This is a genomic window from Cellulomonas sp. Root485, assembly GCF_001426705.1.
Classification (GTDB): domain Bacteria; phylum Actinomycetota; class Actinomycetes; order Actinomycetales; family Cellulomonadaceae; genus Cellulomonas.
Window position 1 is genome coordinate 1,480,669 of sequence record NZ_LMFC01000001.1, and the last position, 23,926, is coordinate 1,504,594.

Here is a 23,926-nt window from a genome sequence, read left to right on the forward strand (position 1 = left end):
GGCCAGGTGCCTGCGCTGATCAACCCGAGCATCCTGTCCGCCGACTTCGCCAACCTCGAGCGTGACCTCCAGGCGATCGCCGCGGCCGACTTCGTGCACGTGGACGTCATGGACAACCACTTCGTGCCCAACCTGACCCTCGGCCTGCCGGTGGTGAAGCGCATCGCGGAGGTGTCGCCCGTCCCGCTGGACGTGCACCTGATGATCGAGGACGCCGACCGCTGGGCCCCCGAGTACGCGGCGCTGGGTGCGGCCTCGGTGACGTTCCACGCGGAGGCCACCCAGGCACCCGTCCGGCTGGCGCGGGAGCTGCGGTCGCGCGGCGTCCGCGCGGGGATCGCCCTGCGTCCGGCCTCGCCGGTCGAGCCGCTCCTGGACCTGCTGCCGGAGTTCGACATGATCCTGGTGATGACGGTCGAGCCCGGGTTCGGCGGCCAGTCGTTCATCGAGGGCATGCTGCCGAAGATCCGGCGGGCACGCGCCGCGCTCGACGCGTCCGGCGGCAGCACGTGGATCCAGGTGGACGGCGGGGTCGCCCGGGACACGATCGGGCGGATCGCCCAGGCAGGTGCGAACGTCTTCGTCGCCGGGTCGGCGGTGTACGGGGCGTCGGACGTCGGCGCCGAGATCGTCGCGCTGCGGGAGCTGGCGGACGCGAACGCCTGACGGACGGGAATGCCCGGTGTGGCATGATCGTTGGCGCAGTACGAACACATACACGTGCTCCGGGGTCGGTGTAATTCCGAGCCGGCGGTGACAGTCCGCGACCCGCACGGTCCGCAAGGATCGGGCGGTTGACCTGGTGGAACTCCAGGACCGACGGTGAAAGTCCGGATGGGAGGATCACGTGGCGGCGCTCTCGCGCCGTGGCTGCGGGACCCTTCCTGCCGCCCTCACCCCGGAGCCCCGCGCGTCCGGAGGTGAGCATGACCAGCAGCGGGACCGTCGTGCGCGCACCCTCGGAGCTCGAGGCGATGCGGCGCGCCCTGGAGATCGCCCGGCGCGGTCCCGCGAACGGCCCCAACCCCCGCGTCGGCTGCGTGCTGCTCGGCCCGGACGGCGAGGTCCTCGGTGAGGGCTGGCACCGCGGCGCCGGGACTCCTCACGCCGAGGTCGCCGCGCTGACCGATGCCGCGGACCGCGACGCCTCGACGCGCGGCGCCACCGCCGTCGTCACCCTCGAACCGTGCAACCACACCGGCCGCACGGGTCCCTGCTCGGAGGCCCTCCTCGCGGCGGGCGTCGGTCGCGTGGTCGTGTCGGTCGCGGACCCGAACCCCGTCGCCGCCGGCGGTGCGGAACGGCTGCGCGCAGCCGGGGTCGACGTGGAGACCGGCCTGCTGGCCGACGAGGGGCGGGCGCTGCTCGGCGCCTGGCTGCCGTCGGTCGAGCGCGGGCGCCCGTTCGTCACGCTCAAGATCGCCACCTCGCTGGACGGCCGGATCGCGGCAGCGGACGGTTCGAGCCGCTGGATCACCTCGGAGGTGTCGCGGCACCACGCGCACGACCTGCGGGCCGAGGTCGACGCCATCGTGGTGGGCACCGGCACCGCACTCGTGGACGACCCGTCCCTCACCGCACGCAACGCGGCGGGGGAGCTGCACGGGCAGCAGCCGCTGCGCGTCGTGGTGGGCCACCGCGACCTCCCGCCGGACGCTCGCCTGCGCGGTCCCGGCGGCGAGCTGGTCCACGTGCGGACGCACGACCCAGCGCAGGTGCTGTCCCAGCTCGCCGAGCGTGAGGTTCGCCACGTGCTCGTGGAGGGCGGCCCGACGCTCGCTGCTGCGTTCCTCTCCGCCGGGCTGGTCGACGAGGTGCACGCGTACGTCGCGCCCGTCCTGCTCGGCTCCGGCCGTCCCGCCATGGCGGACCTGGGCGTCACCACCATCGGCGACGCCGTCCGCCTCACCACCCGATCCGTCATCCCGCTCGGTCCCGACGTCCTGGTCGTCGCGACCGTCGACCCGCAGCTCGAACTGCACCGCACCACGGAGGAGCACTGATGTTCACCGGAATCGTCGAGGAGATCGGCACCGTCGAGGCGATCGAGCACCGAGGGGAGGGCATGGACGCGCGCCTGCGGGTCCGCGGACCGCTCGTCGTCTCCGACGCCCACCTGGGCGACTCGATCAGTGTCTCCGGGGTCTGTCTGACGGTGACGGAGCTCCCCGGCGACGGCACGTTCTTCGCGGACGTCATGCCGGAGACGCTGCGGCGCAGCGCGCTGGAGGACGTGGGGGTGTCCAGCCCGGTCAACCTCGAGCGTGCGCTGCCCGTGGGAGGCCGGTACGGCGGGCACGTCGTCCAGGGCCACGTCGACGGGGTCGGCACGATCCTGAGCCGGTCACCCGGCCCGCGCTGGGACGACGTCGAGATCGGGCTCGCCCCGGAGCTGGCGCGGTACGTGGCCGAGAAGGGGTCCATCGCGGTCTCCGGCATCTCGCTCACGGTCACCCACGTCACCGACGAGTCCTTCGGTGTCTCCCTGATCCCCACCACGCTCGAGGCGACCACCCTCGGCACGCTCGCACCCGGAGCCCGGGTCAACCTGGAGGTCGACGTGCTGGCCAAGTACACCGAGCGGCTGCTCTCGACGGCAGGGGTGCTGCGATGACGGCCCCGACCGGCGTGCGCCTCGGCACCGTGGAGGACGCCCTGGAGGCGCTCCGAGCCGGGCGCCCGGTGCTCGTCGCGGACTCGCCCGACCGCGAGAACGAGGCCGACGTCATCCTCGCCGCGCAGTCGGCGACGCCCGAGTGGATCGCCTGGACCATCCGGCACTCGTCGGGCTACCTGTGCGCCCCGATGCCTGCCTCGCGGGCCGACGCGCTCGACCTGCCGCTGATGGTGCCGCACAGCCAGGACCCCCGGCGCACCGCGTACACCGTGACGGTCGACGCCGCGACGGGCGTCACGACGGGGATCTCGGCGTCGGACCGTGCGCGCACGCTCCGGGTGCTCGCGGACCCGGCGTCGGGCCGCGAGGACCTCATCCGGCCCGGACACGTCCTGCCGCTGCGGGCCGTCCCCGGCGGCGTCCTGCACCGCGCGGGTCACACCGAGGCCGCCGTCGACCTGTGCCGGCTCGCCGGGCTCGAACCGGTCGGCGCCATCGCCGAGCTGGTGAACGACGACGGTTCCATGACCCGGCTCGACGTGGCGTCGGCGCTGGCGGAGGCCGAGGGCCTGGTCCTGCTGACCATCGAGGACATCGTCGCGTGGCGGACCCAGCACGGTGACGACGTGACGGCCGAGGTGGCAGTCGCGGCGCCGCCGAAGGAGCGGGTGCACGCGACGCACACGGCGTACCTGCCCACCAAGCACGGCGACTTCCGCATCCACGGGTACCGCGACCTGCGCACGGGCGCGGAGCACGTCGCGCTCGTGCCGACCGCGGGTCTCGCCGAGCAGCCCGTCGTGCGCGTGCACTCCGAGTGCCTCACGGGGGACGCGTTCGGCTCGGCACGCTGCGACTGCGGCCCGCAGCTCGACGCGGCTCTGAAGCTCGCCGCAGAGCAGGGCGGAGCCGTCGTCTACCTGCGCGGGCACGAGGGACGCGGCATCGGCCTGCTGGCCAAGGTGGCGGCGTACGCGCTGCAGGACCAGGGCCGGGACACGGTCGAGGCCAACCTCGACCTGGGCTGGCCCGCGGACCGGCGCGAGTACGGCGCGGCCGCGGCCATCCTCACCGACCTCGGGGTGCGGCGCGTGAGCCTGCTGACCAACAACCCGGCGAAGGTGGCGGGCCTGCGCGCCCACGGCGTCGAGGTCGCGGAGATCCGCAGCCTCGAGGTGGGCCGCACGCCGCAGAACGAGGCGTACCTGCGCACCAAGGCGACCTCGATGGGGCACCTGCTCCACCTGCCGCCCGGCACGGAGCGCGAGCCCATCCCGGTCTCGCCCGTGCACGCCACGCCGGCGACGCCCGGCGCGGACCACGACGACCACGCGTTCGAGAACCTGGAGGACCTGGCATGAGCGGTGCTGGAGCACCCACCCTGACCGTCGACGGGACGGGCCTGAAGGTCGTCGTCATCGCCGCGAGCTGGCACACCGTCGTCATGGACGGCCTGCTCGCCGGGGCGCTGCGCGCGCTGGCCGCGGCACACGTCGACGACGTCACGGTCGTCCGCGTCCCCGGCACGTTCGAGCTGCCGGTCGCTGCGCAGGTCGCGGCCGAGAACGGTGCCGACGCGGTCGTGGCGCTCGGCGTCGTGATCCGCGGCGGCACCCCCCACTTCGACTTCGTGTGCCAGGGGGCCACCCTGGGGCTCACGGACGTGGGCGTCCGCACCGGTGTGCCCGTCGGGTTCGGCGTGCTCACCTGCGACAACGAGGAGCAGGCGCTCGACCGTGCCGGCCTCGAGGGGTCGCACGAGGACAAGGGGACCGAGGCCGCCGAGGCGGCCGTCGCGACCGTGGTTGCCCTGCGCGCGCTCCGCCCGGCTCCGTCTAGAGTCTCCGCGTGAAAACCTTCGACACCCTGTTCGCCGAGCTCTCGGAGAAGGCCGTGACCCGCCCGGCGGGTTCCGGCACCGTCGCGGAGCTGGACAGCGGCGTGCACGGCATCGGCAAGAAGGTCGTCGAGGAGGCCGCCGAGGTCTGGATGGCCGCCGAGCACGAGTCGGACGAGCGGACGGCCGAGGAGATCTCGCAGCTCCTCTACCACCTGCAGGTGTTGATGATCGCGCGCGGGCTGACGCTCGCCGACGTCTACACCCACCTCTGAGGAGAACGACCGTGCTGAGGATCGCCGTCCCGAACAAGGGCTCCCTGTCGGAGCCCGCCGTCGAGATGCTCAAGGAGGCCGGGTACCGGCAGCGTCGCGACTCCCGCGAGCTCGTCCTGCCCGACCCGGACAACGACGTCGAGTTCTTCTTCCTGCGCCCGCGCGACATCGCGGTGTACGTCGGGGCGGGGACCGTCGACGTCGGGATCACCGGCCGCGACCTGATGCTCGACTCGGAGTCCGCCGCAGTCGAGCACCTGCCCCTGGGATTCGCACGCTCGACCTTCCGGTTCGCCGGGACCGCGGGGGAGTGGACCGACGTCAAGCAGGTCGGCGACCGTCGCGTCGCCACGTCGTACCCCGTGCTCGTCCGCTCCTACCTGCGCTCGCTCGGCATCGAGCCGGCGGGGGTCGTGCGTCTGGACGGCGCCGTCGAGTCCGCCATCAAGCTCGGCGTCGCCGACGTGATCGCCGACGTCGTCGAGACCGGCACCACGCTGCGCGCGGCCGGGCTGGAGATCTTCGCCGACCCCATCCTGCGGTCCGAGGCGGTGCTCGTCCGGCGGGCCGACGGTGCCGAGCCGGCGGGTCTCGACGTGCTCACGCGTCGCATCCAGGGCGTGCTGACCGCGCGCGAGTACGTGCTGATGGACTACGACGTGCCGCTCGGGCTGGTCGACGCAGCCGTTGCGATCACCCCCGGCCTGGAGTCGCCGACCGTCTCGCCGCTGCACAACCGCGACTGGGCGGCGGTGCGGGCGATGGTCCGGCGCGATCAGACCAACCGGGTCATGGACTCCCTGTACGACATCGGTGCGCGCGCGATCCTCGTGACGTCGATCCACGCGTGCCGGCTCTAGGCGGTCCCGCCGTGGACGAGCTCACGGCGCCGTTCCGCCCGCGCTTCGCCCGGGTGGTCACCCTTGCCCTCGCGGTCCTCGTCGTGGGGTCGACGGCTGCGATCATCCTCGCCATGTCGGTCCTCACGACCGGGGACCGCCTCGGCTTCGTGCTGGTCGGAGGGCTCATCGTCTGGTTCCTGTGGCGGCAGGCCACGGTCGCGGCGAGGGCAGACGACGACGGGCTCACCGTCCGGAACCTGGTGTTCACCCGGCGGCTCGAGTGGGCCGAGGTCGTCTCGGTGCGGTTCGGGTCGGGTCGGCCGTGGGTCCAGCTCGACCTGTCCGACGGCGACACGCTCGCCGTCATGGGGATCCAGCGGGCAGACGGCGCCTACGCCGACGCCGAGGCCCGTCGCCTGGCGACGCTGGTCGCGATGCACACGACCACGACCCGGGACGACTGAGCCCTACAGCTCGGCCGCGTGCACCCCGGCCGCCGCGGCGGCGAGGAACGCCTCGGGGTCCTGGTCGAGGCCGCGACCCATCGTGGACAGCCGGACGGGCGAACCGGTGAGCGCACTGCGGAGGTCCGGCCCTGCCGGAACCTCGACGAGCCGGTGACGCTCGCCGAGCACGGCTGCCTGATCGCGGACGCGGGCGCCGAGCTCGCCGTCGAGCAGCGGGACGACGACGTCGGCGGGCGCCAGCGCGACCCGTCCGTAGGCCGTCAGGGAGTGGTGCGAGACGCCGAGGTGGCGTTCGCGCAGGTCCGCCCCCGAGACTCGCAGCGACGCGACGGGCCGGCCGCCGAGCGTGCCGACGGCGTTCACGGCCTCGCCGGCCGCGACGCCCGAGAAGCCCCAGCGGGTGCCCGTGCCGAGGTTGCCGGGGCCCTGCGCGACCACCACGAGGTCGGCACCGACGACGTGCCGGGCCGCGAGCAGCCCCGTGTGCACGGTCACTGCCTCCAGGTCACCGCCGAACGACTGGCCGGTGGTGACGCACGCCTCGATCCAGCCGGCGGAGCGCAGCCCGGCGACCGTGCGCGAGAACCACGCGGGCAGGGCGCCGCCGTCCGTCATCACGTACGCGACGCGCGGCATGGGCCGGCCCGCACGGTCGGCGGCGAACCGCGCGCCCGCGACGATCGCCGGCAGCGCCGAGTGCAGGTCCGCGACGACGACCGGCAGACCGTCGAGGTCCTCGGCGTCCCGGAGCAGCTCGTGGTGCGGCGACTCCTGGTCGTCCACACCGAGGACCATGGCCTGCAGGGGCGTGTAGCGCGCCTTGACCAGGTGGCCCGGCCCGGCAGGCGGGTCGGGGGGAGTGCGGTCCGGGAGGGCGATCACGAGCGCGTAGCCGCCGGTGCCGAGACCGCGGGCCAGCGCGGAGACGTTGAGCAGCACCCGGTCGCCGATCTCCGGGCTGCCGACGAGGGCCGGGAACGCCAGCGCGCGGACCGTGTCACCGGCCGTCGCGGTGCCGACGGGGGCCTCCAGCTCGACCGTCACCTCGGCGGCGCCGGGCCACGTGGCCCCGAGCGACACCACGACACCCGCACGCCACGTGATCACGCGCTCACGCTACCGGCCACTACGGTGGTCCTCGATGGCCGCTGCGATCCCCCCCGCCGAGCGCCTGCTCAACCTCGTCATCGCCCTGGTCAACACTGCCGGGCGGATGACGAAGGAGCAGGTGCGCACCAGCGTCGCCGGGTACCAGGAAGCCCCGTCCGACGATGCCTTCGAGCGGATGTTCGAGCGCGACAAGGACACGTTGCGTGACCTGGGCATCCCGATCCTCACGGTGACGGACGCCGGGCACGGTGACGACATCGGCTACCGGGTGGACCTGGACGCGTACGCGCTCCCGCCGCTCGACCTGACGGCCGGTGAGCTGGGGGTGCTCGCCATGGCCGCCCAGGTGTGGCAGGACCAGGCCGTCCGCGCCGACACCACCCGGGCGCTGACCAAGCTGCGGGCCGTCGGTGACGCGCCGGAGTCGACCGACCTCGTCGCCGGGCTCGCGCCCCGCGTGCGCGCCGGCGGCGGCGCGTTCGGGCCGCTGGTCGACGCCGTGCAGGCACGACAGGCCGTCCGGTTCACGTACCGCGCAGCCACGACCGGCGAGGTCCGCGAGCGCACCGTCGAGCCGTGGAAGCTGCTCGCGCGCCGCGGCGGCTGGGTGCTGGTGGGCCGCGACCGGGACCGTGGTGCGAGCCGGTCGTTCCGCCTGAGCCGGATGGAGGGCACGGTCCGGACCGTCGGCGAGCCGGGCTCCTTCACCGCCCCCTCCGCCGACGAGCTCGCAGAGGCGCTGCAGACCTGGGCGAGCGGGCCGGAGCGCGTCGCGACCCTCGCGATCCTGCCGGAGCGGGCGAGCGCGCCCCGCGCACGTGCCGTGCCGGCCCCTCCGGGCGAGCCGGACCGGTCGGCCGACCCCCTGCTGGCCCAGCGCGACCTGGTGCACGTACCCTTCCGCGCCGAGTGGGAGCTCGCCGAGGAGCTGGTCGGGTACGGCGACGCCGTCGTCGTGCTCGCCCCGCCAGGCCTGCGCCAGTCGGTCCTGCACCTGCTGCGCACGGCCGCGACCCTCGACCAGGGGGTGGGCTCCGATGGCTGAGCGGGCGAGCGACCGGCTCCTGCGGATGCTCGGGATGATCACCTACCTGGACCGGCACGAGGGCGTCCCGGTGGAGGCGATCGCCGAGCAGTTCGGCGTCAGCACCCGTCAGGTCATGGACGACATCGACACCCTGTGGGTCACCGGCACGCCGGGCTACTACCCGCACGACCTCATCGACTTCGACGCCGCCTCCTACGAGCAGGGCGTCGTCCGGCTCACGGAGTCACGCGGGATGACCCGGCCGCTGCGCCTCGGTGCACGCGAGGCGGTCGCGCTGGTCGCCGCTCTGCGGGCCGTCGAGGCAGCGCTCGGCGACGCGATGGACCCCGAGCGCGCGGCGGTGCTGCGCTCCGCGCTGGCCAAGCTGACGGCCGCGACGGGTGACGCCGCCGCCGCGGTGGACGTGCAGCTGTCGGTCGATGCCGCCCCGGACGTCGCGGCGGCGGTCGCGACGGCGCTGCGGCACGGGCGCCGGCTGCACCTGCGGTACGTCAACGCGTCCGACGTGACCACGGAGCGGGACGTCGACCCCGTCCGGCTCGTCACCGACGACGAGCGCTCGTACCTGCTCGCCTGGTGCCTGCTCGTGGACGGTGAGCGACTCTTCCGGGTCGACCGGGTGCTGTCCGCCGAGGTGCTGGACGCCGACGCGGAGGACCACGAGGTCCGGGCGGGCGCCGAGGTGTTCTCGCCGGGCGAGGAGGGCGAGCTCGTCACGCTGCACCTGTCCAGCCGCGCGCGGTGGGTCGCGGAGACCACTCCCGTGGACGCCGTGCGCAACCTCGACGACGGGTCGTTCGAGGTGGACGTGCGCGTGGTCCAGCACGCCTGGCTGCGCCACCTGGTGCTGCAGGTGGCCGACGACGTGATCGAGATCCGGCCGGCCCGCATCGCCAGGGAGGTCGCCGCGGCCGCTCGTGCCGCGCTGCGTGCGTACGGGGAGATGATCTGACGGTGCTCTGGTTCTCGGTCTGGACGGTCCTGGTCCTCGCGACGCTCGGTGGGGCGTTCCTGCTCGGTCGCAGCCTGTGGCGGTCCGCCGTCGCGCTCGGTCGCGAGCTCTCCCGGGCGGCCGACGTCACGGCGCAGCTGGCCGAACGGGTGGACGAGCTGCAGGCGGCCGCCGACCGGCGGGAGACCGGTCCCACGCTGTTCGCCGACCGTGCCGCGCTGCGTGCCCGGCTCGACGCGCTGCGTGAGGCGGCGGCCGGGCGGCGGGCCGAGCGCGAGCAGCGGCACGTGGCCACGCGCCTACGCTGGCAGGCCTACTGGCGGTAGCCGTCTGCACTCCATCCCCAGGTGACGCGGGTACTATCACCCGGTCATCGAGATTCCGACGGAGGACCTGACGTGTTGCGAAACATCAGCGCCTGGCACGTGCTCATCGTGGTGCTCGTGGTCGTCCTGCTGTTCGGCGCCAAGCGCCTTCCCGACCTGGCCAAGAGCGTCGGCCAGTCGATGAAGATCTTCAAGAACGAGGTCAAGGACCTGCGTGACGACGACGAGCCACCGCCCCCGGCGGCTCCGCCGGCCACCCTGCCCCAGGCACCCTCCGGCGTGACGCCCGTCGGCGCACCCCCCGTCGTCCCGCCCGTGGTCGAGCCCCAGTACGTGACCCCGGTCCGGCCCGTCGAGGCGCCGTCCGAGGGCAACGCCCCGCCGAAGGTCTGACCCGCACGTGAATGCTCGCCGCGGGGATGAGCCCGGCGGCCGGATGCCGCTGCGCGCTCATCTGGTCGAGCTCCGCCGACGCGTCTTCCTCGCCGCGATCGGCGTCGTGGTGGGCGCGGTCATCGGCTGGTTCCTCTACGACCCGGTTTTCACCGCGCTGCAGCGGCCGATCGAGCTCGTCGCTGCCGAGCGTGACGACCTCATCACGCTGAACTTCGCGGGCATCGCCACGTCGTTCGACATGCAGGTCAAGGTCTCGTTCTTCCTCGGCATCATCTTGTCCAGCCCCTGGTGGCTCTACCAGTTCTGGGCGTTCGTGACGCCAGGGCTCACCCGCAAGGAGCGCGGCTACGCGATCGGCTTCGTCGCCGTCGCCGTCCCCCTGTTCCTCGCCGGGGCGTTCATGGCGTGGTGGGTGCTGCCCAACGCGGTCCGGCTGCTCACCGAGTTCACACCGACGGGTGCGACCAACATCATCGACGCGCAGACGTACCTCGGCTTCGTCATGCGGATCATGCTGGCCTTCGGGATCGCGTTCCTGCTGCCGATCATCATGGTCGCGCTCAACTTCGCCGGGATCGGCACCGCCGCCACGTGGCGCAAGGGCTGGCGCTGGGCGGTGCTGCTGTCCTTCGTGTTCGCCGCCGTGGTCACCCCCACACCCGACGCCATCACCATGCTCGCGGTGGCCATCCCGATGAGCGCGCTGTACTTCCTGGCCCTCGGCGTCTGCGTCGTGCACGATCGCCGGGTCGATCGCAAGCGGGTGGCCGCCGGACTGCCGCGGCTGGACGGCACGATGGCCGACGAGCCCGACGCCGCGGCGGGCCCCGCGTGATCCACGTCGGGCTGGTCATCAACCCGACCGCGGGCAGGGGACGCGGCACGCAGGCCGGCCGCCAGGTGCACGAGCTGCTCCGGGCCCGCGGGCACAAGGTCGAGGACCTCTCGGCCTCCACGCTCGCGCAGGCGACCGACCAGGCCCGTGCGGCGGCGGTGCAGGGACTGGATGCGCTGGTCGTGGTCGGCGGCGACGGGATGGTGCACCTCGGCGTCAACGTCGTCGCAGGCACGGGCCTGCCGCTCGGCATCGTGGCGGCCGGGACGGGCAACGACATCGCACGCACGCTGGGACTCCCTCGTGGTGACGCGGAGGCATCGGTCGCGGCGGTGGAGCACGGGCTGCTGGACGGACCGCGCCGCGTCGACGCCGTCCGCGTCGGGTCGCCGGTGCACGCGGCGCACGAGTGGTACCTCGGGGTGCTGTCCTGCGGTTTCGACGCTGCGATCAACGCGCGTGCGAACGAGATGACGTGGCCGAAGGGGTCCGGCCGGTACGTGCGGGCGCTGGCCGCCGAGCTCGGCCGGTTCCGGCCCTACGGCTACCGGGTGACCCTCGACGACTCGGTGTGGGAGTCCGCCGGGACGCTCGTCGCCGTGGCCAACATCCCGTGGATCGGCGGCGGGCTGAAGATCGCACCCGACGCCGTGATCGACGACGGGCTGCTCGACGTCGTCGTCGCCGGGCCGTTCACCAAGCCGGGGGTCGTGAAGATCTTCCCGGGCATCTACCAGGGCAAGCACGTCGGCCATCCCGCGGTCGACATCGTCCGCAGCCGGTCGGTGCTCATCGAGCCGCTGCCCGACCTCGGGCCCGTCCCGCCCGTGGCGTTCGCGGACGGCGAGCGCATCGGCCCGCTGCCGCTGCGCGTCACGGTGGACCCCGGAGCGCTGTCCGTCCTCTGCTGAGCGCGCGCCGCGTGATGCGGGCCCGTGCGGTGTGCCTAGGGTGTGCAGGTGGTATCCCGCTCCCGGAGATCCGTCCCGCCGTCCTCGTCACCGAGCGTGAGCACGCCGCCCGCTGAACCCTCACCCGCCGAGCGCTACGCCGCGGCACGGCGTCGGGCCGAGGTCGACCGCAGCGAGCTCGGCCAGTTCCGCGAGCTGCTGGGCTTCCCGCTGGACGACTTCCAGGTGGACGCCTGCCAGGCGCTCGAGCGGGGGAGCGGCGTGCTGGTCGCCGCTCCGACCGGCGCGGGCAAGACCGTCGTCGGGGAGTTCGCGGTCCACCTCGCGCTGGCGTCGGGCCGCAAGGCTTTCTACACGACGCCGATCAAGGCGCTGTCCAACCAGAAGTACTCGGACCTGGTCCGCCGCTACGGCGCCGACCAGGTCGGTCTGCTCACGGGCGACACCACGATCAACGGCGACGCACCCGTGGTCGTGATGACCACCGAGGTCCTGCGCAACATGCTCTACGCGGGATCGACGACCCTGCAGGGCCTCGGGTACGTGGTCATGGACGAGGTGCACTACCTCGCCGACCGGTTCCGCGGGCCGGTCTGGGAGGAGGTGATCATCCACCTCACCGACGACGTGCAGCTGGTCTCCCTGTCCGCCACCGTGTCCAACGCCGAGGAGTTCGGCGACTGGCTGGCCACCGTGCGCGGCGACACGACCGTGGTGGTCAGCGAGCACCGACCGGTCCCGCTCGGCCAGCACGTCCTGGTACGCGGAGACCTGCTGGACCTGTACGCAGGCCATGTGGACCCGACCGCGCCGGGGGTCGACCCGCCGATCAACCCGGACCTGACGCACCTGCTGCGACGCAGCAACCGTGAGGAGGTGGGCCAGCCACGCCGTGGACCGCGGGACCGCGGCGGGCGACCGCGTCCCGGCGGCGGGCGTCCCGGGGGAGGTCGTCCGACGCCCCGGTTCGCGGTGGTCGACGCCCTCGACCGCGACGGGCTGCTCCCCGCGATCGTCTTCATCTTCTCCCGGGCCGGGTGCCAGGGCGCCGTGCAGCAGTGCCTGGCAGCCGGCGTCCGCCTGACCACCCCCGCCGAGGTCTCCGAGATCCGTCGGATCGTGGAGGAGCGCTGCGCGGCCGTGCCGCCCGAGGACCTCGACGTGCTCGGCTACTGGGAGTTCAGCGACGCGCTGCAGCGCGGGGTCGCCGCGCACCACGCCGGCATGCTCCCGCTGTTCAAGGAGACCGTCGAGGACCTCTTCTCCCGCGGGCTGGTCAAGGTCGTGTTCGCCACCGAGACGCTCGCGCTCGGCATCAACATGCCTGCGCGGTCCGTGGTCATGGAGAAGCTGGTCAAGTGGGACGGTTCGAACCACGTCGACGTCACGCCGGGGGAGTACACCCAGCTGACCGGGCGGGCGGGCCGGCGGGGGATCGACACCGAGGGCCACGCGGTCGTCGTCGCGCATCCGGGCCTGGACCCGGTGCAGCTGGCTGGGCTCGCGTCCAAGCGGCTGTACCCGCTGCGCTCGAGCTTCCGACCGACCTACAACATGGCCGTCAACCTCGTCGCCCAGGTGGGCCGGGACCGGGCGCGAGAAGTGCTGGAGACGTCCTTCGCGCAGTTCCAGGCAGACCGAGGCGTGGTCGGCCTCGCGCGGCAGGCACAGGGCCACGCAGAGGCCCTAGAGGGGTACGCCCGCGCGATGGTGTGCCACCAGGGCGACTTCGCCGAGTACGCGGAGCTGCGGCGGCAGATCACCGCGCGAGAGAAGGACCTCACCCGGGCGGAGGCGTCCGCCCGCCGGGCCGAGGTCGCGCGCACGCTCGAGGGTCTGCGCGTCGGTGACGTGGTGGAGATCCCGGTCGGGAGGCGGTCCGGTCACGCGGTCGTCATCGACCCGGGCGGCGACGCCGGGTTCGACGGGCCGAAGCCGACCGTGCTCACGGTCGACCGCCAGGTGCGCAAGCTCACCGTCGCGGACGTCGGGACCGGCGTCAGCACCGTGGGGTTCCTGCGCGTGCCCAAGGGGTTCAGCGCGCGAGTGCCCGCTGCGCGTCGCGACCTCGCGGCCGCCCTGCGGTCCTCGGTCGGCACCAGCGGCGGACCCACCCGCAAGGACCGGCCGAAGGGTGGCCGGCGCGCGGCGCAGGACGACGCCGAGATCGCCGCGCTGCGTCGGCAGCTGCGCGCGCACCCGTGCCACAGCTGCCCGGACCGCGAGGAGCACGCACGCTGGGCGGAGCGCTGGGCGAGGCTGGCCGGTGAGCACGACGCCCTCGTCGCGCGCATCGCGGGACGCACGGGATCGATCGCGGCGGTCTTCGACCGCATCTGCGACATCCTGCTGCGGCTCGGCTACCTGACCACGACGACCGACGACGCCGGCCGCGCCGCGCTGCAGGTCACCGACGACGGACGGTGGCTGCGCCGGCTCTACGCGGAGAACGACCTGCTCCTCGCGGAGTGCCTGCGCCGCGGCGTCTTCGACGAGCTCGACGCCCCGGGCCTCGCCGCAGCCGTCTCGACGCTGGTGTACCGGTCGCGCCGCGACGACCAGGGCGAGCCCCGCATCCCCGGCGGCCCGAACAGCCGGCTCGGCGTCGCGCTCGACGCCTGCGTCCGCGCCTGGTCGGAGCTGGACGACCTCGAGACCGCGCACAAGGTCGAGACCATCCAGCCGCTCGACGCCGGCCTGGTGGAGGCGGTGCACCGGTGGGCCGCCGGACGCAGCCTCGACGCCGTGCTCAAGGGCAGCGAGCTCTCGGCAGGTGACTTCGTCCGGTGGTGCAAGCAGGTCATCGACGTGCTCGACCAGGTGTCCCAGGCGGCACCGCACCAGCGGCTGCGGGAGACCGCCCGGCAGGCGGTCGACGCACTGCGGCACGGGGTCGTCGCGTACTCCTCTGTCTGACGTGACGCCCTTCACCCGGGCGCCCGTCCGGTTCGGCACGCTTTGTCGGGCTGCCCTGCCCTATCGTGTGCCCCTGTGAGCTCGACCCTGTACCGGCACGGCGTGGTGCACTCCGCCGCCGACCCCTTTGCCGAAGCGCTGCTGGTGGATGACGGCACGGTCGTCTGGCTCGGCGCGGACGACACCGCCGACGGCCTGGTGTCGCGTGCCGACGAGGTGATCGACCTCGACGGGGCGCTGGTCGCCCCCGGCTTCGTCGACGCGCACGTCCACGTCCTGGAGACCGGCCTCGCCCTCGAGTCGATCGACCTGTCGCCGGAAGGCGGCGTCCACTCGCTCGCGGAGGCCCTCGACGCGGTGCACCGGGCCGCTCGCGAGCGGACGACCGACGCCCCGGTGCTCGGCTTCGGCTGGGACGAGCTGCGTTGGCCCGAGGGCAGGCCGCCCACCCGCGAGGAGCTCGATGCCGCGGCCGGTGGTGCACCGGTCTACCTCGCGCGCGTCGACGTGCACTCGGCGGTCGTGTCGAGCGCCCTGTCCGACGCCGCCGGCCTCGACCGGCTGCCGGGCTGGAGCTTCGACGGCCGCGTCGAGCGGGACGCCCACCACGCCGCCCGCGACGCCGCGCGCGAGGTGAGCCCTGAGCGTCGGACCGCCCTGTACCGGCGCGCCCTCGAGCACGCGGCCGCGCGCGGTGTCGTGTCGGTGCACGAGCACTCCGCGCCGTCCATCGACACCCGGGCCGGGCTCGTCGAGCTCCTGGAGCTGACCGCGGACGCCACCAGCGGGCTCCCGCACCTCGTGGCGTACCGCGGCGAGCAGTGCGTCACGGTCGACGACGCGCGCGAGATCCTCGCCGCGATCCCGGGCCTGACGGGCATCGGTGGCGACCTGAACATCGACGGCTCGCTGGGCTCGCACACTGCCGCCGTCCGCTCGCCCTACACCGACGCCCCGGAGAGCTCGGGTGTCCTCTACCTGACCGCCGAGCAGATCTGCAACCACCTCACCGCGGTGACGCGCGCCGGGGTGCAGGGCGGGTTCCACGTCATCGGCGACCGGGCGATGGACGAGCTCCTGCTCGGCCTGCGGGCCGCCGTGGACGTCGAGGGGCCCGACGCCATCGCCCGGATGGGGCACCGCCTGGAGCACGCCGAGATGGTCGACGCGCCGACGCTCGCCGCGCTCGTCCTGCTGGGCGTGCGGCTCAGCATGCAGCCGGCGTTCGACGCCGCGTGGGGCGGTCCCGACGGCATGTACGCGACCCGGCTCGGCGCGGGCCGCGCAGCCGCGCTCAACCCCCTCGCGGACCTCGCCGCGGCCGGGGTGCCCCTCGCGTTCGGGTCCGACTCGCCGGTGACGCCTGTGGACCCCTGGGCGGGCGTCCGCGCAGCCGTCCGGCACCGCGCCGTCGACCAGCGGATCTCCGCGCGGGCTGCGTTCCGCGCGTCGACCCGGGGCGGCTGGCGGGTCGCGGGCCTCGACCACACGGGCGCCGGCGAGCTTCGCGTCGGGGCGCCGGCCCACTTCGCCGTGTGGCGGGCGGACAACCTCACCGTGCAGGCCGCCGAGGGGCAGTTCTCGTCCTGGAGCACCGACGCACGAGCGGGCATCCCGTTGCTGCCCGACCTCGCACCCGACGCACCCGAGCCGGTCTGCCTGCGGACGGTCCGCGGCGGCGTGGTCCTGCACGACACCCTCTGAGGAGCCCGACGCGCAGAACGGGTGAAATCTCGGCCGCTCGCCGCCGACCGGATCCGCCCGCTTCGACCGGATCCCACGACACGCGCGGCGACACGCCGAGCCGAACCGGTCAGAGGGGATCGATGGTGCGCGGATGACCTGCGAGTACGGCTTCCACCTGCACCGACGCGACCTTGACACTCCTGCGGATCTCGGTAGGTTCCTCAGGAGATCCACCGTTGCCGACATGCCTACGACGACGTCGTCGCGTGGCCTGTGAGGGCAAGGGTTGGGGGAGGGCTCCGACCGGGCCCGCGTGTTCAGTAGACAACGGTCCGTGCGCCTGCACGCCGACCGGTACGAAGGACACGCGGGCCGGTCGGTCGGACCCGTCACGGGCCATCCACGGCAGCGCAGAGCGTTCGCCTCAGCCCGCTGACGTACCCTCCAGGGGTGCCCGCCCGTGAACCCGCCCGCTGGTGGACTCTGGTCCTCGCCGTCACGGGTGGCCTGCTCACCCGGCTCGCGTTCCCGGAGCCCGGCTGGTGGGGGACGGCCTTCTTAGGCGTCGCCCTGCTGTACCTGGCCCTGCGTCGTGACAGCGCCCGCTGGAATGCGCTGGTCGGGCTGGTGTGGGGCCTCACGTTCTTCCTGCTGCTGATCACCTGGGCCGACGAGGCCGTCGGGCTGGTGCCGTGGATCGCGCTCAGCACGCTCGAGGCGGCGTACTTCGCGCTCCTCGGCGCCGCCTGGAGCTGGGCGCGGCGCGGGCACGCGGTCTGGCGCAGCGTCGGCCTGCAGGTGGTCGTCTTCACGGTCCTGTTCGTCGCGACCGAGGAGCTCGCCGCGGCCTGGCCCTTCGGAGGCTTTCCGTGGGGTCGGCTGGCGTTCTCCCAGGCCGACTCGCCCCTCGCCGCGCTCGCCTCCCTCGGCGGGACGCCGCTGCTCACCGGAGCCGTGGTGGCCGTCGGGGTGCTGCTCGCCCGGATCATGCTGGCCGCCCGCCGGCTGGAGATCGGTCGTCTGGTCATCGCGACCGCCGTCGTCGGGGGCGTGCTCGTGGTGAGCCTGCTGATCCCGCTCGACACCCAGGCACAGACCGGGAGCCTGCGAGTGGGCGCCGTGCAGGGCAACGTGCCCGGCACGGGTCTCGACGCCTTCGGTCAGCGCCAGGCCGTCCTGAACAACCACGTCACCGGCACCCTCGCGCTGCTCGACCAGGTGGAGCCCGGCGAGCTCGACATCGTCCTGTGGCCGGAGAACGGGACCGACATCGACCCTCAGGTCGACCAGACGGCGGCGGAACTCATCGACGGGGCCGCTCAGGCCGTCGACGCGCCGATGCTCGTCGGGACGGTCGAGTACCCGCCGAGCGGCGGGCGCTACAACACCGCCGTCCTGTGGGAACCCGGCGTAGGCGTCACCGCGACCTACACCAAGCAGCACCCGGCGCCGTTCGCGGAGTACATCCCCATCCGCTCGTTCGTCCGGCAGTTCTCCTCGGCGGTGGACCTGGTGACGCGGGACATGCTCCCCGGCACCGAGCCCGGCTACATCCCGCTCGAGTCCGAGCGGCTCGGACGGACCGTCGGCATCGGCGACGTCATCTGCTTCGAGGTCGCCTACGACGGCATCGTGCGGGAGGCGGTCCGCGCCGGGGGCGAGGTCCTCGTGGTCCAGACGAACAACGCCTCCTTCGGCGTCTCCGACGAGTCCACGCAGCAGCTGGCGATGTCCCGCATCCGCGCGATCGAGCACGGACGGGCGACGGTCCAGATCTCGACGGTCGGCGTGAGTGCGGTGATCGAGCCCAACGGGGTGGTCACCCAGCAGACAGGGCTCTTCACCGCAGAGCAGATGGTGGCTACCCTTCCCCTGCGCGACACGCTGACGCCCGCAACGAGGCTGGGCTCGTGGCCCGCATGGATCATCGACGCCCTCGCGGTGTGCGTGGTGCTCGCCGGTGCAGCCGGGGCGCACCGGGTGCGCCGCGCCGACCGGATCGAGACAGCCGTATGACCGACGCCCTGTCGCGGGTGCTCGTCGTCGTCCCGACGTACGACGAGCGCGAGAACCTGCCCGGCGCACTGGACCGCCTGCGCACCTACGTCCCGCACGCCGACGTGCTCGTCGTCGACGACGGCTCACCGGACGGCACCGGCGAGCTCGCCGAGAAGATCTCGGAGGCGGAGGCGGCCGAGGGGCGGCAGCGGGTCCACGTGCTGCACCGTGCGGGCAAGCTCGGGCTGGGCACCGCATACGTCGCGGGGTTCGGCTGGGCGCTGGAGCGCGGGTACGAGGTGGTCGTCGAGATGGACGCCGACGGGTCGCACCGTGCGGAGGACCTTCCGCGACTGCTGGCCGCGCTGGCCGACGCCGACCTCGTGCTGGGCTCGCGGTGGGTGCCGGGTGGGAGCGTGCTCAACTGGCCGATGAGCCGCCACGCGCTCTCCCGCGGCGCGAACACGTACACCCGGATCATCCTCGGCATCCCGTTGCGCGACGCGACCGGCGGCTTCCGCGCCTACCGGTCGGAGCTCCTCGGGCAGCTGGGCCTGGACGACGTCGCGTCGCAGGGCTACTGCTTCCAGGTGGACATGGCCTGGCGCGCGGTCCGCACGGGCGCGCGGGTGGTCGAGGTCCCGATCACGTTCGTCGAGCGGGAGCTGGGCCAGAGCAAGATGAGCCGCGCCATCGTCGCCGAGGCGCTGTTCAGCGTGACCCGGTGGGGGATAGCAGAACGCTCCCGCCGTGTGGCGGGAGCGTTCCGTCGATCTGGAGGCTGAGCGCCGTCAGGCGCTGCTGTGCGGGCTCAGGCGCTGCGGCGCAGCTTGCCCGACCGGAGCAGGTCCAGGCGCTCGTCGAGCAGCTCCTGGAGCTCACCGACGGTGCGGCGCTCGAGCAGCATGTCCCAGTGGGTGCGCGGCGGCTTGCCGGCCTTCACCTCGGGCTTGGACGCGTCGCGGAGCAGCGCCTCCTCGCCGCAACGGCACTCCCACACGACCGGAACGTCGGCCTCGACCGAGAACGGCAGGATGATGGTGTGCCCGTTGGGACAGTCGTAGTGAGCCTGGAGGCGGGGGGCGAACTCAACGCCGTCTTCCGTCTCCATGCTGTGGGACCCGATGCGCATGCCGCGCAGGGACCGGTTTGCCATCTGGGGAACCTCCGTGCCGTTGTACGGCCGTCGAGAGTGAGAACTTCCACCGATGTCAACGGCGGTCGCCCCTCCAGTGTTCCAGGAGGACGTGAAGGTCTCGTGAATGCACCTGGTGTGCGGGGGAGAGGCTTAGGGTTGCCCGGGTGAGCAATTCGACCCCTCCCGTCCCACCAGCCTCTCGCACCAGCGCCGAGATGTCTTTTCGACAGCTCGGCGACAGCGGTCTCGTCGTCTCCGTGGCAGGGCTCGGGTGCAACACGTTCGGTGCCACGCTCCCGCCGCAGGACGTCCCGGCGCTGGTCACGGCGGCGCTCGATGCGGGCATCACGTTCTTCGACACCGCCGACGTGTACGGCGGCGTCCCCGGCCAGAGCGAGGAGCTGCTGGGCGCGGCGCTGGAGGCCCACCGCGACGACGTGGTGATCGCGACGAAGTTCGGCCTCGACACGGGCGGGCTGAACGGTCCCGACTGGGGTGTGCGAGGGTCTCGCCGCTACGTGCGACGGGCCGTCGAGAGCTCCCTGCGCCGGCTGCGCACCGATCACGTCGACCTGCTCCAGATGCACGCTCCCGACCCCGTGACGCCGATCGAGGAGACGCTCGCCGCGTTGCACGAGCTCGTGGTCGAGGGCAAGGTCCGGTACATCGGCTCGTCGAACTTCGCGGCATGGCAGGTGGTGGACGCGGACTGGAGCGCGCGCACGGCCGGCGCGACGCCGTTCGTGTCCGCGCAGAACCGGTACAACCTGCTGGACCGCAGTGCCGAGGCCGAGCTGGTCCCGGCGGCCGAGCAGGTGGGTGTGGGGCTCATCCCCTTCGTGCCGCTCGCATCGGGTCTGCTGACCGGCAAGTACCGCCGTGGCCAGGCCGCACCCGACGGCACCCGGCTCACGCGCATGCCCGAGCGGCTCGCACGGGCCGACTTCGACCGGATCGAGGCGCTGGAGTCGCTGGCGGGCTCCTGGGGCATCGACCTGCCGACCCTCGCGCTCGGCGGGCTCGCAGCGCAGCCGGCGGTCGCGACCGTCATCGCCGGTGCGCGCACGCCCGAGCAGCTGCGCGCGAACGTCGCGTCGATCGCCTGGGAACCCACCCTCGAGCAGCTCGCTGCCATCGACGAGGCGGCGCCCGGTCCGTCGGCCTGACGCCGTCCGGCCCCACACGTCACCACTCGAGCACGCGTGCCCTGCTCGCACCGATCGCGACGACCGCCCAGAGCCGCACGCCCGCGCCTTCCGCGGCGTCGCGCAGCGCGGGGACCCACTGGGCCTCGTACCCGCCGAGGTCGCCACCTGCCGCACGGACGAGCCCGACGACCACCGACCCGCCGGGCGCGTCCGAGCGCAGGACCGAGTCGAGGACGGCGACGAGCCGGCGGGCGACTGCGCGGTCGGCGCGCATCGGCACGTCCACGATCGGCAGCACGAGCGGGATGGTCCGGTCCTGAGCGTCGAGCAGGACGAACCAGAGGGCCGGTGACCCGGCGCGCTCGGGTCCGACGAGGTCGAGCAGGACGGCCAGGGCGTCGGTGCCGGACCGCAGCGCGGCGCCAGGCGGGTCTGGCAGGTCGTGGTCCGGCCCGTCCATCCCGATCGTGCCCGGGAGGACGTCCCACAGGTCGTCCTCGTCGCTGTCGTCCCAGTCCTCGTCGAACCACCCGTGCTCCGTCATGCCCACAGGCTCGGGGGAGCACGCGGGCCGTGGCGTCGGACCTCGACAACCTGTGCGCGATCACCGCGCCCGACGTGCCTGTGGGCGGCTCAGGCGAGGTGGGCGGTGAGCGCCTCGACGACGAGCGCGTGGTCGTCGGCCTGGGGGAGGCCGGACACCGTCACCACGCCCACGATGCCCACGTCGCGGACCCGTACGGGGAAGGCTCCGCCGTGCGCTGCGAACTGCTGCAGCGGCAGGTCGTGCTGCGCCGAGAAGGTGGTGCCCTTCGCGGTCGCGCGCAGGCCGACGAGGAACGACGACGCCCCGAACCTCTCGACCACCCGGACCTTGCGCTCGACCCAGCTGTCGTTGTCGGGCACGGTCCCCGGTCGGGCCGCGTGGAAGAGCTGCTGCGTGCCGCGGCGGATGTCGACCGTGACAGGCAGGTCTCGCTCCTGGGCCAGCTCGACAAGCAGGCACCCCAGGCGCCAGGCGTCGTCGTTGGTGAACGTCGCGAAGACGAGGTCGTGCTCCTGCTGCTCGACCTGGGCGATGACGCCGTCGATGTCGTCGGTGCTCATGTGGCCATCGTGGCACGCGGCTCACCGGCGGGCGTCGGCGCGACCCCGAAGTTGCCGTCGAACACGTGGTCGGGGTCGTAGAGGGCCTTGAGCCGGCCGATGCGGGCGAGCGTGTCCGGCGGGAAGGCCTCGGCGACGCGCGCGGGGGACTGGTCCGTCTCGAAGCTGAGGTAGACGCCGTGCAGATGCGGCGCGAGCCGCTCCCACCACGCATCGATCTGCGCGCGGCGGCTGCCTCGGGCGGACGCCAGCAACGAGAAGTTCTGCGTCCGGTGGGCGTAGGCGGTCGCCGCCGGGTCGACGTCGTTCACGGCGCCCCCGACCGCGCGGAGCTGCAGCATGTCGGCGTCCCGGGTGGCCAGGAGACCGGCGAGCAGCGCGGCGAGCTCCGGCGTCACGTGCTCGACGAGCCCGCCGCGGCTGGCGGGCGCCGAGCCACCCGTGTGCTCGCCGTGCCGGGCCGCCACCGTCGCGGCGTACGGCACCAGCTGGGCCTGCTGCTGGAGCACGGGCGCCAGCTCGAGGAACCGCTCCAGCGCGACGACGGCCGCCTCGGTGTCGTCGTCCGCCCAGACGACGATCGTGTACCCGATGGCGGGATCCTGGCCGCGTGCCGGCACCAGGGTGAGGAAGCTCGTCAGCTGGCGCGGTGAGGACTCCACGAGCTCCGCCCAGGCCTGCACGAACGGTGCGGTGTCGGTCACGTCGAAGAGGATCGTCGCGTGCACGACGTTGCCGACCTCGGCGGCCTCGATCTCGACGGCGGTCAGGATGCCGAAGTTCGCGCCCGCGCCGCGCACGGCCCAGAGCAGATCGGGTTCGTGCTCCGCGTCGGTCCGCACGAGGCGGCCGTCGGCGAGGACCAGCTCGGCGGCGACCACGTGGTCGAGCGTGAGCCCGTACGACCGCCCGAGGAAGCCCTGCCCGCCTGCGGTCACCAGCCCACCGACGCCGACGTCCCCGTAGTCGCCGGAGCTGATCGCCAGCCCGTGGGGGGACAGTGCGGCGGCCACGTCGCCCCAGCGGGCACCCGCACCGAGTCGGACGAGCCGCCGCGCGCGGTCGAGCACCTCGACGGTGTCGAGCGCTCCGACGTCGATGACGATGCCGCCGTCGTTCGTCGACCGGCCGCTGATCCCGTGACCACCGCTGCGCACCGCGAACGGCACGTCCTGTGCCCTCGCGAAGGTCAGGGCCTCGCTGACCGCCTCGGCGTCCCGGGGACGCAGGACCAGCCCGGGGGAGCCCGCGTAGACGTAGGAGGACCGGACGTGGCCGTACTCGCGGTCACCAGGCTCCACGGCGGCCGCGGCGAGCGACGTGGGCAGACCGTCGTAGTCGATGCCGTCCCGTCGCTTGGCCAGGGACGCCACGGGCCGTACCGTGCCGGTCACCGTGCCGACCGAGGCTCGCGCGGCTGCGACGGCGTCGCGCAGGGCGGGCGCCACCTCCTCGCCGAACCGCGCGATCGTCCCGGCGTCGTCGCTGCCGAGGATGAACGTGGAGATGCCGTCCTCGAGGACGAGCGGGAGCAGGTCGTCGACCCACTGCTCGGGCGGCCCCTGGAGGAAGCCCGCGCCCGAGAACGACCCGCCGCCGAGGTTCAGCAGGCGACGGATCTCCCGCGGGTCGCGGCCGGCCGTCTGCGCCGACTCGTCGATCCGGGCGTTCCCTGCGGCCAGGTCGCCGTCCTTCAGGTAGCCGAGGCTCGGCAGCCAGCCGTCGGCCTTGCGCCCCACGAGGCCGAGCATCCGCGGCTTGTACGCGCCGAGCCAGATCGGGATGTCGTGGGCGGGCGACGGGCCCCGCTTGGCGCCGTCGACCCGGTGGTGGGTCCCGTGGACCCGGAGCGGGACGCGCTCGTTCGTGTCCCAGATGCCGCGGATGATGTCGAGGGCCTCGTCCAGCGCGTCCACACCCTGGCCCGGCGTGAGGCGGGGGGAGCCCATGGCGACGATGGCGTCCCAGAACGCGCCGGAGCCGAGGCCCAGCGCGAACCGGCCGCCTGAGAGCAGGTCGAGGCTGGCGGCCGCACGTGCGAGGACCGCGGGCGGACGCAGGGGCAGGTTGAGGACGTTGCCGGCCACCTGGACGCGGTCCGTCGACGCGGCGACCCAGGAGAGCAGGGTCCACGTGTCGAGGAACGCCGGCTGGTACGGGTGGTCCTGGAAGGTCACGAGGTCCAGCCCGGCCTGCTCGGTGACCTGCGCCAGGGCGACGACCTGGTGCGGGTTCTTCGCGGACGGCGTCAGGAACGTGCCGAGCACGAGGTCGTGGCCGTAGTCAGGCATCGGGAGAGCTCCTTATGGTTGAGCCT

At 73.4% G+C, this 23,926-nt stretch carries 24 protein-coding genes and 1 riboswitch; of the genes, 19 read left to right on the forward strand and 5 right to left on the reverse strand.

All coding sequences use genetic code 11. The annotated features are described in order from the left end of the window. Positions 1 to 6: 6 nt before the first annotated feature. The 8 genes from rpe to ASD16_RS06765 all read left to right on the forward strand — a co-directional run bounded on the left by rpe (position 7) and on the right by ASD16_RS06765 (position 6,035). Positions 7 to 666, forward strand: a complete 660-nt coding sequence (rpe, locus tag ASD16_RS06730; protein WP_055914478.1) for a ribulose-phosphate 3-epimerase — start codon at positions 7 to 9, stop codon at positions 664 to 666. 51 nt (positions 667 to 717) lie between these two features. Next, a riboswitch (FMN riboswitch) is annotated at positions 718 to 850 on the forward strand. 76 nt (positions 851 to 926) lie between these two features. Further along, complete coding sequence (gene ribD / locus ASD16_RS06735; RefSeq protein ID WP_055914482.1) at positions 927 to 2,003, forward strand: bifunctional diaminohydroxyphosphoribosylaminopyrimidine deaminase/5-amino-6-(5-phosphoribosylamino)uracil reductase RibD; 1,077 nt, start codon at positions 927 to 929, stop codon at positions 2,001 to 2,003. Then, complete coding sequence (locus ASD16_RS06740; RefSeq protein WP_055914486.1) at positions 2,003 to 2,614, forward strand: riboflavin synthase; 612 nt, start codon at positions 2,003 to 2,005, stop codon at positions 2,612 to 2,614. The genes ribD and ASD16_RS06740 overlap by 1 nt, the downstream gene beginning before the upstream one ends. Further along, positions 2,611 to 3,978, forward strand: coding sequence for a bifunctional 3,4-dihydroxy-2-butanone-4-phosphate synthase/GTP cyclohydrolase II (locus ASD16_RS06745; protein ID WP_055914489.1), 1,368 nt, complete (start codon positions 2,611 to 2,613; stop codon positions 3,976 to 3,978). Before ASD16_RS06740 ends, ASD16_RS06745 begins: the two co-directional genes overlap by 4 nt. Next, positions 3,975 to 4,469, forward strand: a complete 495-nt coding sequence (ribH, locus tag ASD16_RS06750; protein WP_055914492.1) for a 6,7-dimethyl-8-ribityllumazine synthase — start codon at positions 3,975 to 3,977, stop codon at positions 4,467 to 4,469. Before ASD16_RS06745 ends, ribH begins: the two co-directional genes overlap by 4 nt. Then, positions 4,466 to 4,729, forward strand: a complete 264-nt coding sequence (locus ASD16_RS06755; protein WP_055914496.1) for a phosphoribosyl-ATP diphosphatase — start codon at positions 4,466 to 4,468, stop codon at positions 4,727 to 4,729. The genes ribH and ASD16_RS06755 overlap by 4 nt, the downstream gene beginning before the upstream one ends. Positions 4,730 to 4,740: 11 nt before the next feature. After that, positions 4,741 to 5,589 carry an ATP phosphoribosyltransferase gene (gene hisG, locus ASD16_RS06760; RefSeq protein WP_055914499.1) on the forward strand — a complete coding sequence of 283 codons (849 nt, stop codon included), beginning with the start codon at positions 4,741 to 4,743 and terminating at the stop codon, positions 5,587 to 5,589. 11 nt (positions 5,590 to 5,600) lie between these two features. Beyond that, positions 5,601 to 6,035, forward strand: coding sequence for a PH domain-containing protein (locus ASD16_RS06765; protein ID WP_055914502.1), 435 nt, complete (start codon positions 5,601 to 5,603; stop codon positions 6,033 to 6,035). 3 nt (positions 6,036 to 6,038) lie between these two features. Here ASD16_RS06765 and ASD16_RS06770 read toward each other — a convergent pair whose 3' ends face one another. Beyond that, entirely contained in the window at positions 6,039 to 7,145 is a 1,107-nt protein-coding gene (locus ASD16_RS06770) for a DUF3866 family protein (protein WP_055914505.1), read from the reverse strand. Positions 7,146 to 7,179: 34 nt separating this feature from the next. Here ASD16_RS06770 and ASD16_RS06775 point away from each other — a divergent pair, with 34 nt between their 5' ends. The 10 genes from ASD16_RS06775 to ASD16_RS06820 all read left to right on the forward strand — a co-directional run bounded on the left by ASD16_RS06775 (position 7,180) and on the right by ASD16_RS06820 (position 19,001). Beyond that, positions 7,180 to 8,193, forward strand: a complete 1,014-nt coding sequence (locus ASD16_RS06775; protein WP_055914508.1) for a YafY family protein — start codon at positions 7,180 to 7,182, stop codon at positions 8,191 to 8,193. Continuing rightward, positions 8,186 to 9,148: a YafY family protein gene (locus ASD16_RS06780; RefSeq protein WP_055914511.1), complete on the forward strand. Its 963-nt coding sequence runs from the start codon at positions 8,186 to 8,188 to the stop codon at positions 9,146 to 9,148. Before ASD16_RS06775 ends, ASD16_RS06780 begins: the two co-directional genes overlap by 8 nt. A 2-nt stretch (positions 9,149 to 9,150) precedes the next feature. Then, complete coding sequence (locus ASD16_RS06785) at positions 9,151 to 9,474, forward strand: hypothetical protein (protein WP_055914513.1); 324 nt, start codon at positions 9,151 to 9,153, stop codon at positions 9,472 to 9,474. 72 nt (positions 9,475 to 9,546) lie between these two features. Then, complete coding sequence (tatA, locus tag ASD16_RS06790; protein ID WP_082570626.1) at positions 9,547 to 9,867, forward strand: Sec-independent protein translocase subunit TatA; 321 nt, start codon at positions 9,547 to 9,549, stop codon at positions 9,865 to 9,867. A 43-nt stretch (positions 9,868 to 9,910) separates the two neighbouring features. Continuing rightward, positions 9,911 to 10,705, forward strand: coding sequence for a twin-arginine translocase subunit TatC (gene tatC, locus ASD16_RS06795; RefSeq protein ID WP_055914515.1), 795 nt, complete (start codon positions 9,911 to 9,913; stop codon positions 10,703 to 10,705). After that, complete coding sequence (locus tag ASD16_RS06800) at positions 10,702 to 11,616, forward strand: diacylglycerol kinase family protein (protein WP_055914517.1); 915 nt, start codon at positions 10,702 to 10,704, stop codon at positions 11,614 to 11,616. Before tatC ends, ASD16_RS06800 begins: the two co-directional genes overlap by 4 nt. 96 nt (positions 11,617 to 11,712) lie before the next feature. Continuing rightward, positions 11,713 to 14,532, forward strand: coding sequence for an RNA helicase (locus ASD16_RS06805; RefSeq protein WP_235523136.1), 2,820 nt, complete (start codon positions 11,713 to 11,715; stop codon positions 14,530 to 14,532). Positions 14,533 to 14,607: 75 nt separating this feature from the next. Continuing rightward, entirely contained in the window at positions 14,608 to 16,236 is a 1,629-nt protein-coding gene (locus tag ASD16_RS06810) for an amidohydrolase (RefSeq protein ID WP_055914519.1), read from the forward strand. 432 nt (positions 16,237 to 16,668) lie between these two features. Further along, positions 16,669 to 18,234 (forward strand): apolipoprotein N-acyltransferase, encoded by a 1,566-nt coding sequence (gene lnt / locus ASD16_RS06815; protein WP_055914521.1) that lies wholly within the window; start codon positions 16,669 to 16,671, stop codon positions 18,232 to 18,234. Continuing rightward, positions 18,231 to 19,001 carry a polyprenol monophosphomannose synthase gene (locus tag ASD16_RS06820; protein WP_055914525.1) on the forward strand — a complete coding sequence of 257 codons (771 nt, stop codon included), beginning with the start codon at positions 18,231 to 18,233 and terminating at the stop codon, positions 18,999 to 19,001. The genes lnt and ASD16_RS06820 overlap by 4 nt, the downstream gene beginning before the upstream one ends. Before the next feature lie 26 nt (positions 19,002 to 19,027). Here the strand turns inward: ASD16_RS06820 and ASD16_RS06825 are convergent, their stop codons facing one another. Then, positions 19,028 to 19,372: an RNA polymerase-binding protein RbpA gene (locus ASD16_RS06825; protein ID WP_055914529.1), complete on the reverse strand. Its 345-nt coding sequence runs from the start codon at positions 19,370 to 19,372 to the stop codon at positions 19,028 to 19,030. A 197-nt stretch (positions 19,373 to 19,569) separates the two neighbouring features. Here ASD16_RS06825 and ASD16_RS06830 point away from each other — a divergent pair, with 197 nt between their 5' ends. Next, positions 19,570 to 20,520: an aldo/keto reductase gene (locus ASD16_RS06830; RefSeq protein ID WP_055914533.1), complete on the forward strand. Its 951-nt coding sequence runs from the start codon at positions 19,570 to 19,572 to the stop codon at positions 20,518 to 20,520. 19 nt (positions 20,521 to 20,539) lie between these two features. Here ASD16_RS06830 and ASD16_RS06835 read toward each other — a convergent pair whose 3' ends face one another. The 3 genes from ASD16_RS06835 to ASD16_RS06845 form a co-directional block, all read right to left on the reverse strand. After that, positions 20,540 to 21,046, reverse strand: coding sequence for a hypothetical protein (locus ASD16_RS06835; RefSeq protein ID WP_157453812.1), 507 nt, complete (start codon positions 21,044 to 21,046; stop codon positions 20,540 to 20,542). Between the two features lie 89 nt (positions 21,047 to 21,135). After that, a complete protein-coding gene (locus tag ASD16_RS06840; protein ID WP_055914537.1) occupies positions 21,136 to 21,609 on the reverse strand; it encodes a heme-degrading domain-containing protein in 474 nt (157 codons plus the stop codon). Then, positions 21,606 to 23,900, reverse strand: coding sequence for an LLM class flavin-dependent oxidoreductase (locus ASD16_RS06845; RefSeq protein WP_055914540.1), 2,295 nt, complete (start codon positions 23,898 to 23,900; stop codon positions 21,606 to 21,608). The genes ASD16_RS06840 and ASD16_RS06845 overlap by 4 nt, the downstream gene beginning before the upstream one ends. Positions 23,901 to 23,926 lie beyond the last annotated feature (26 nt).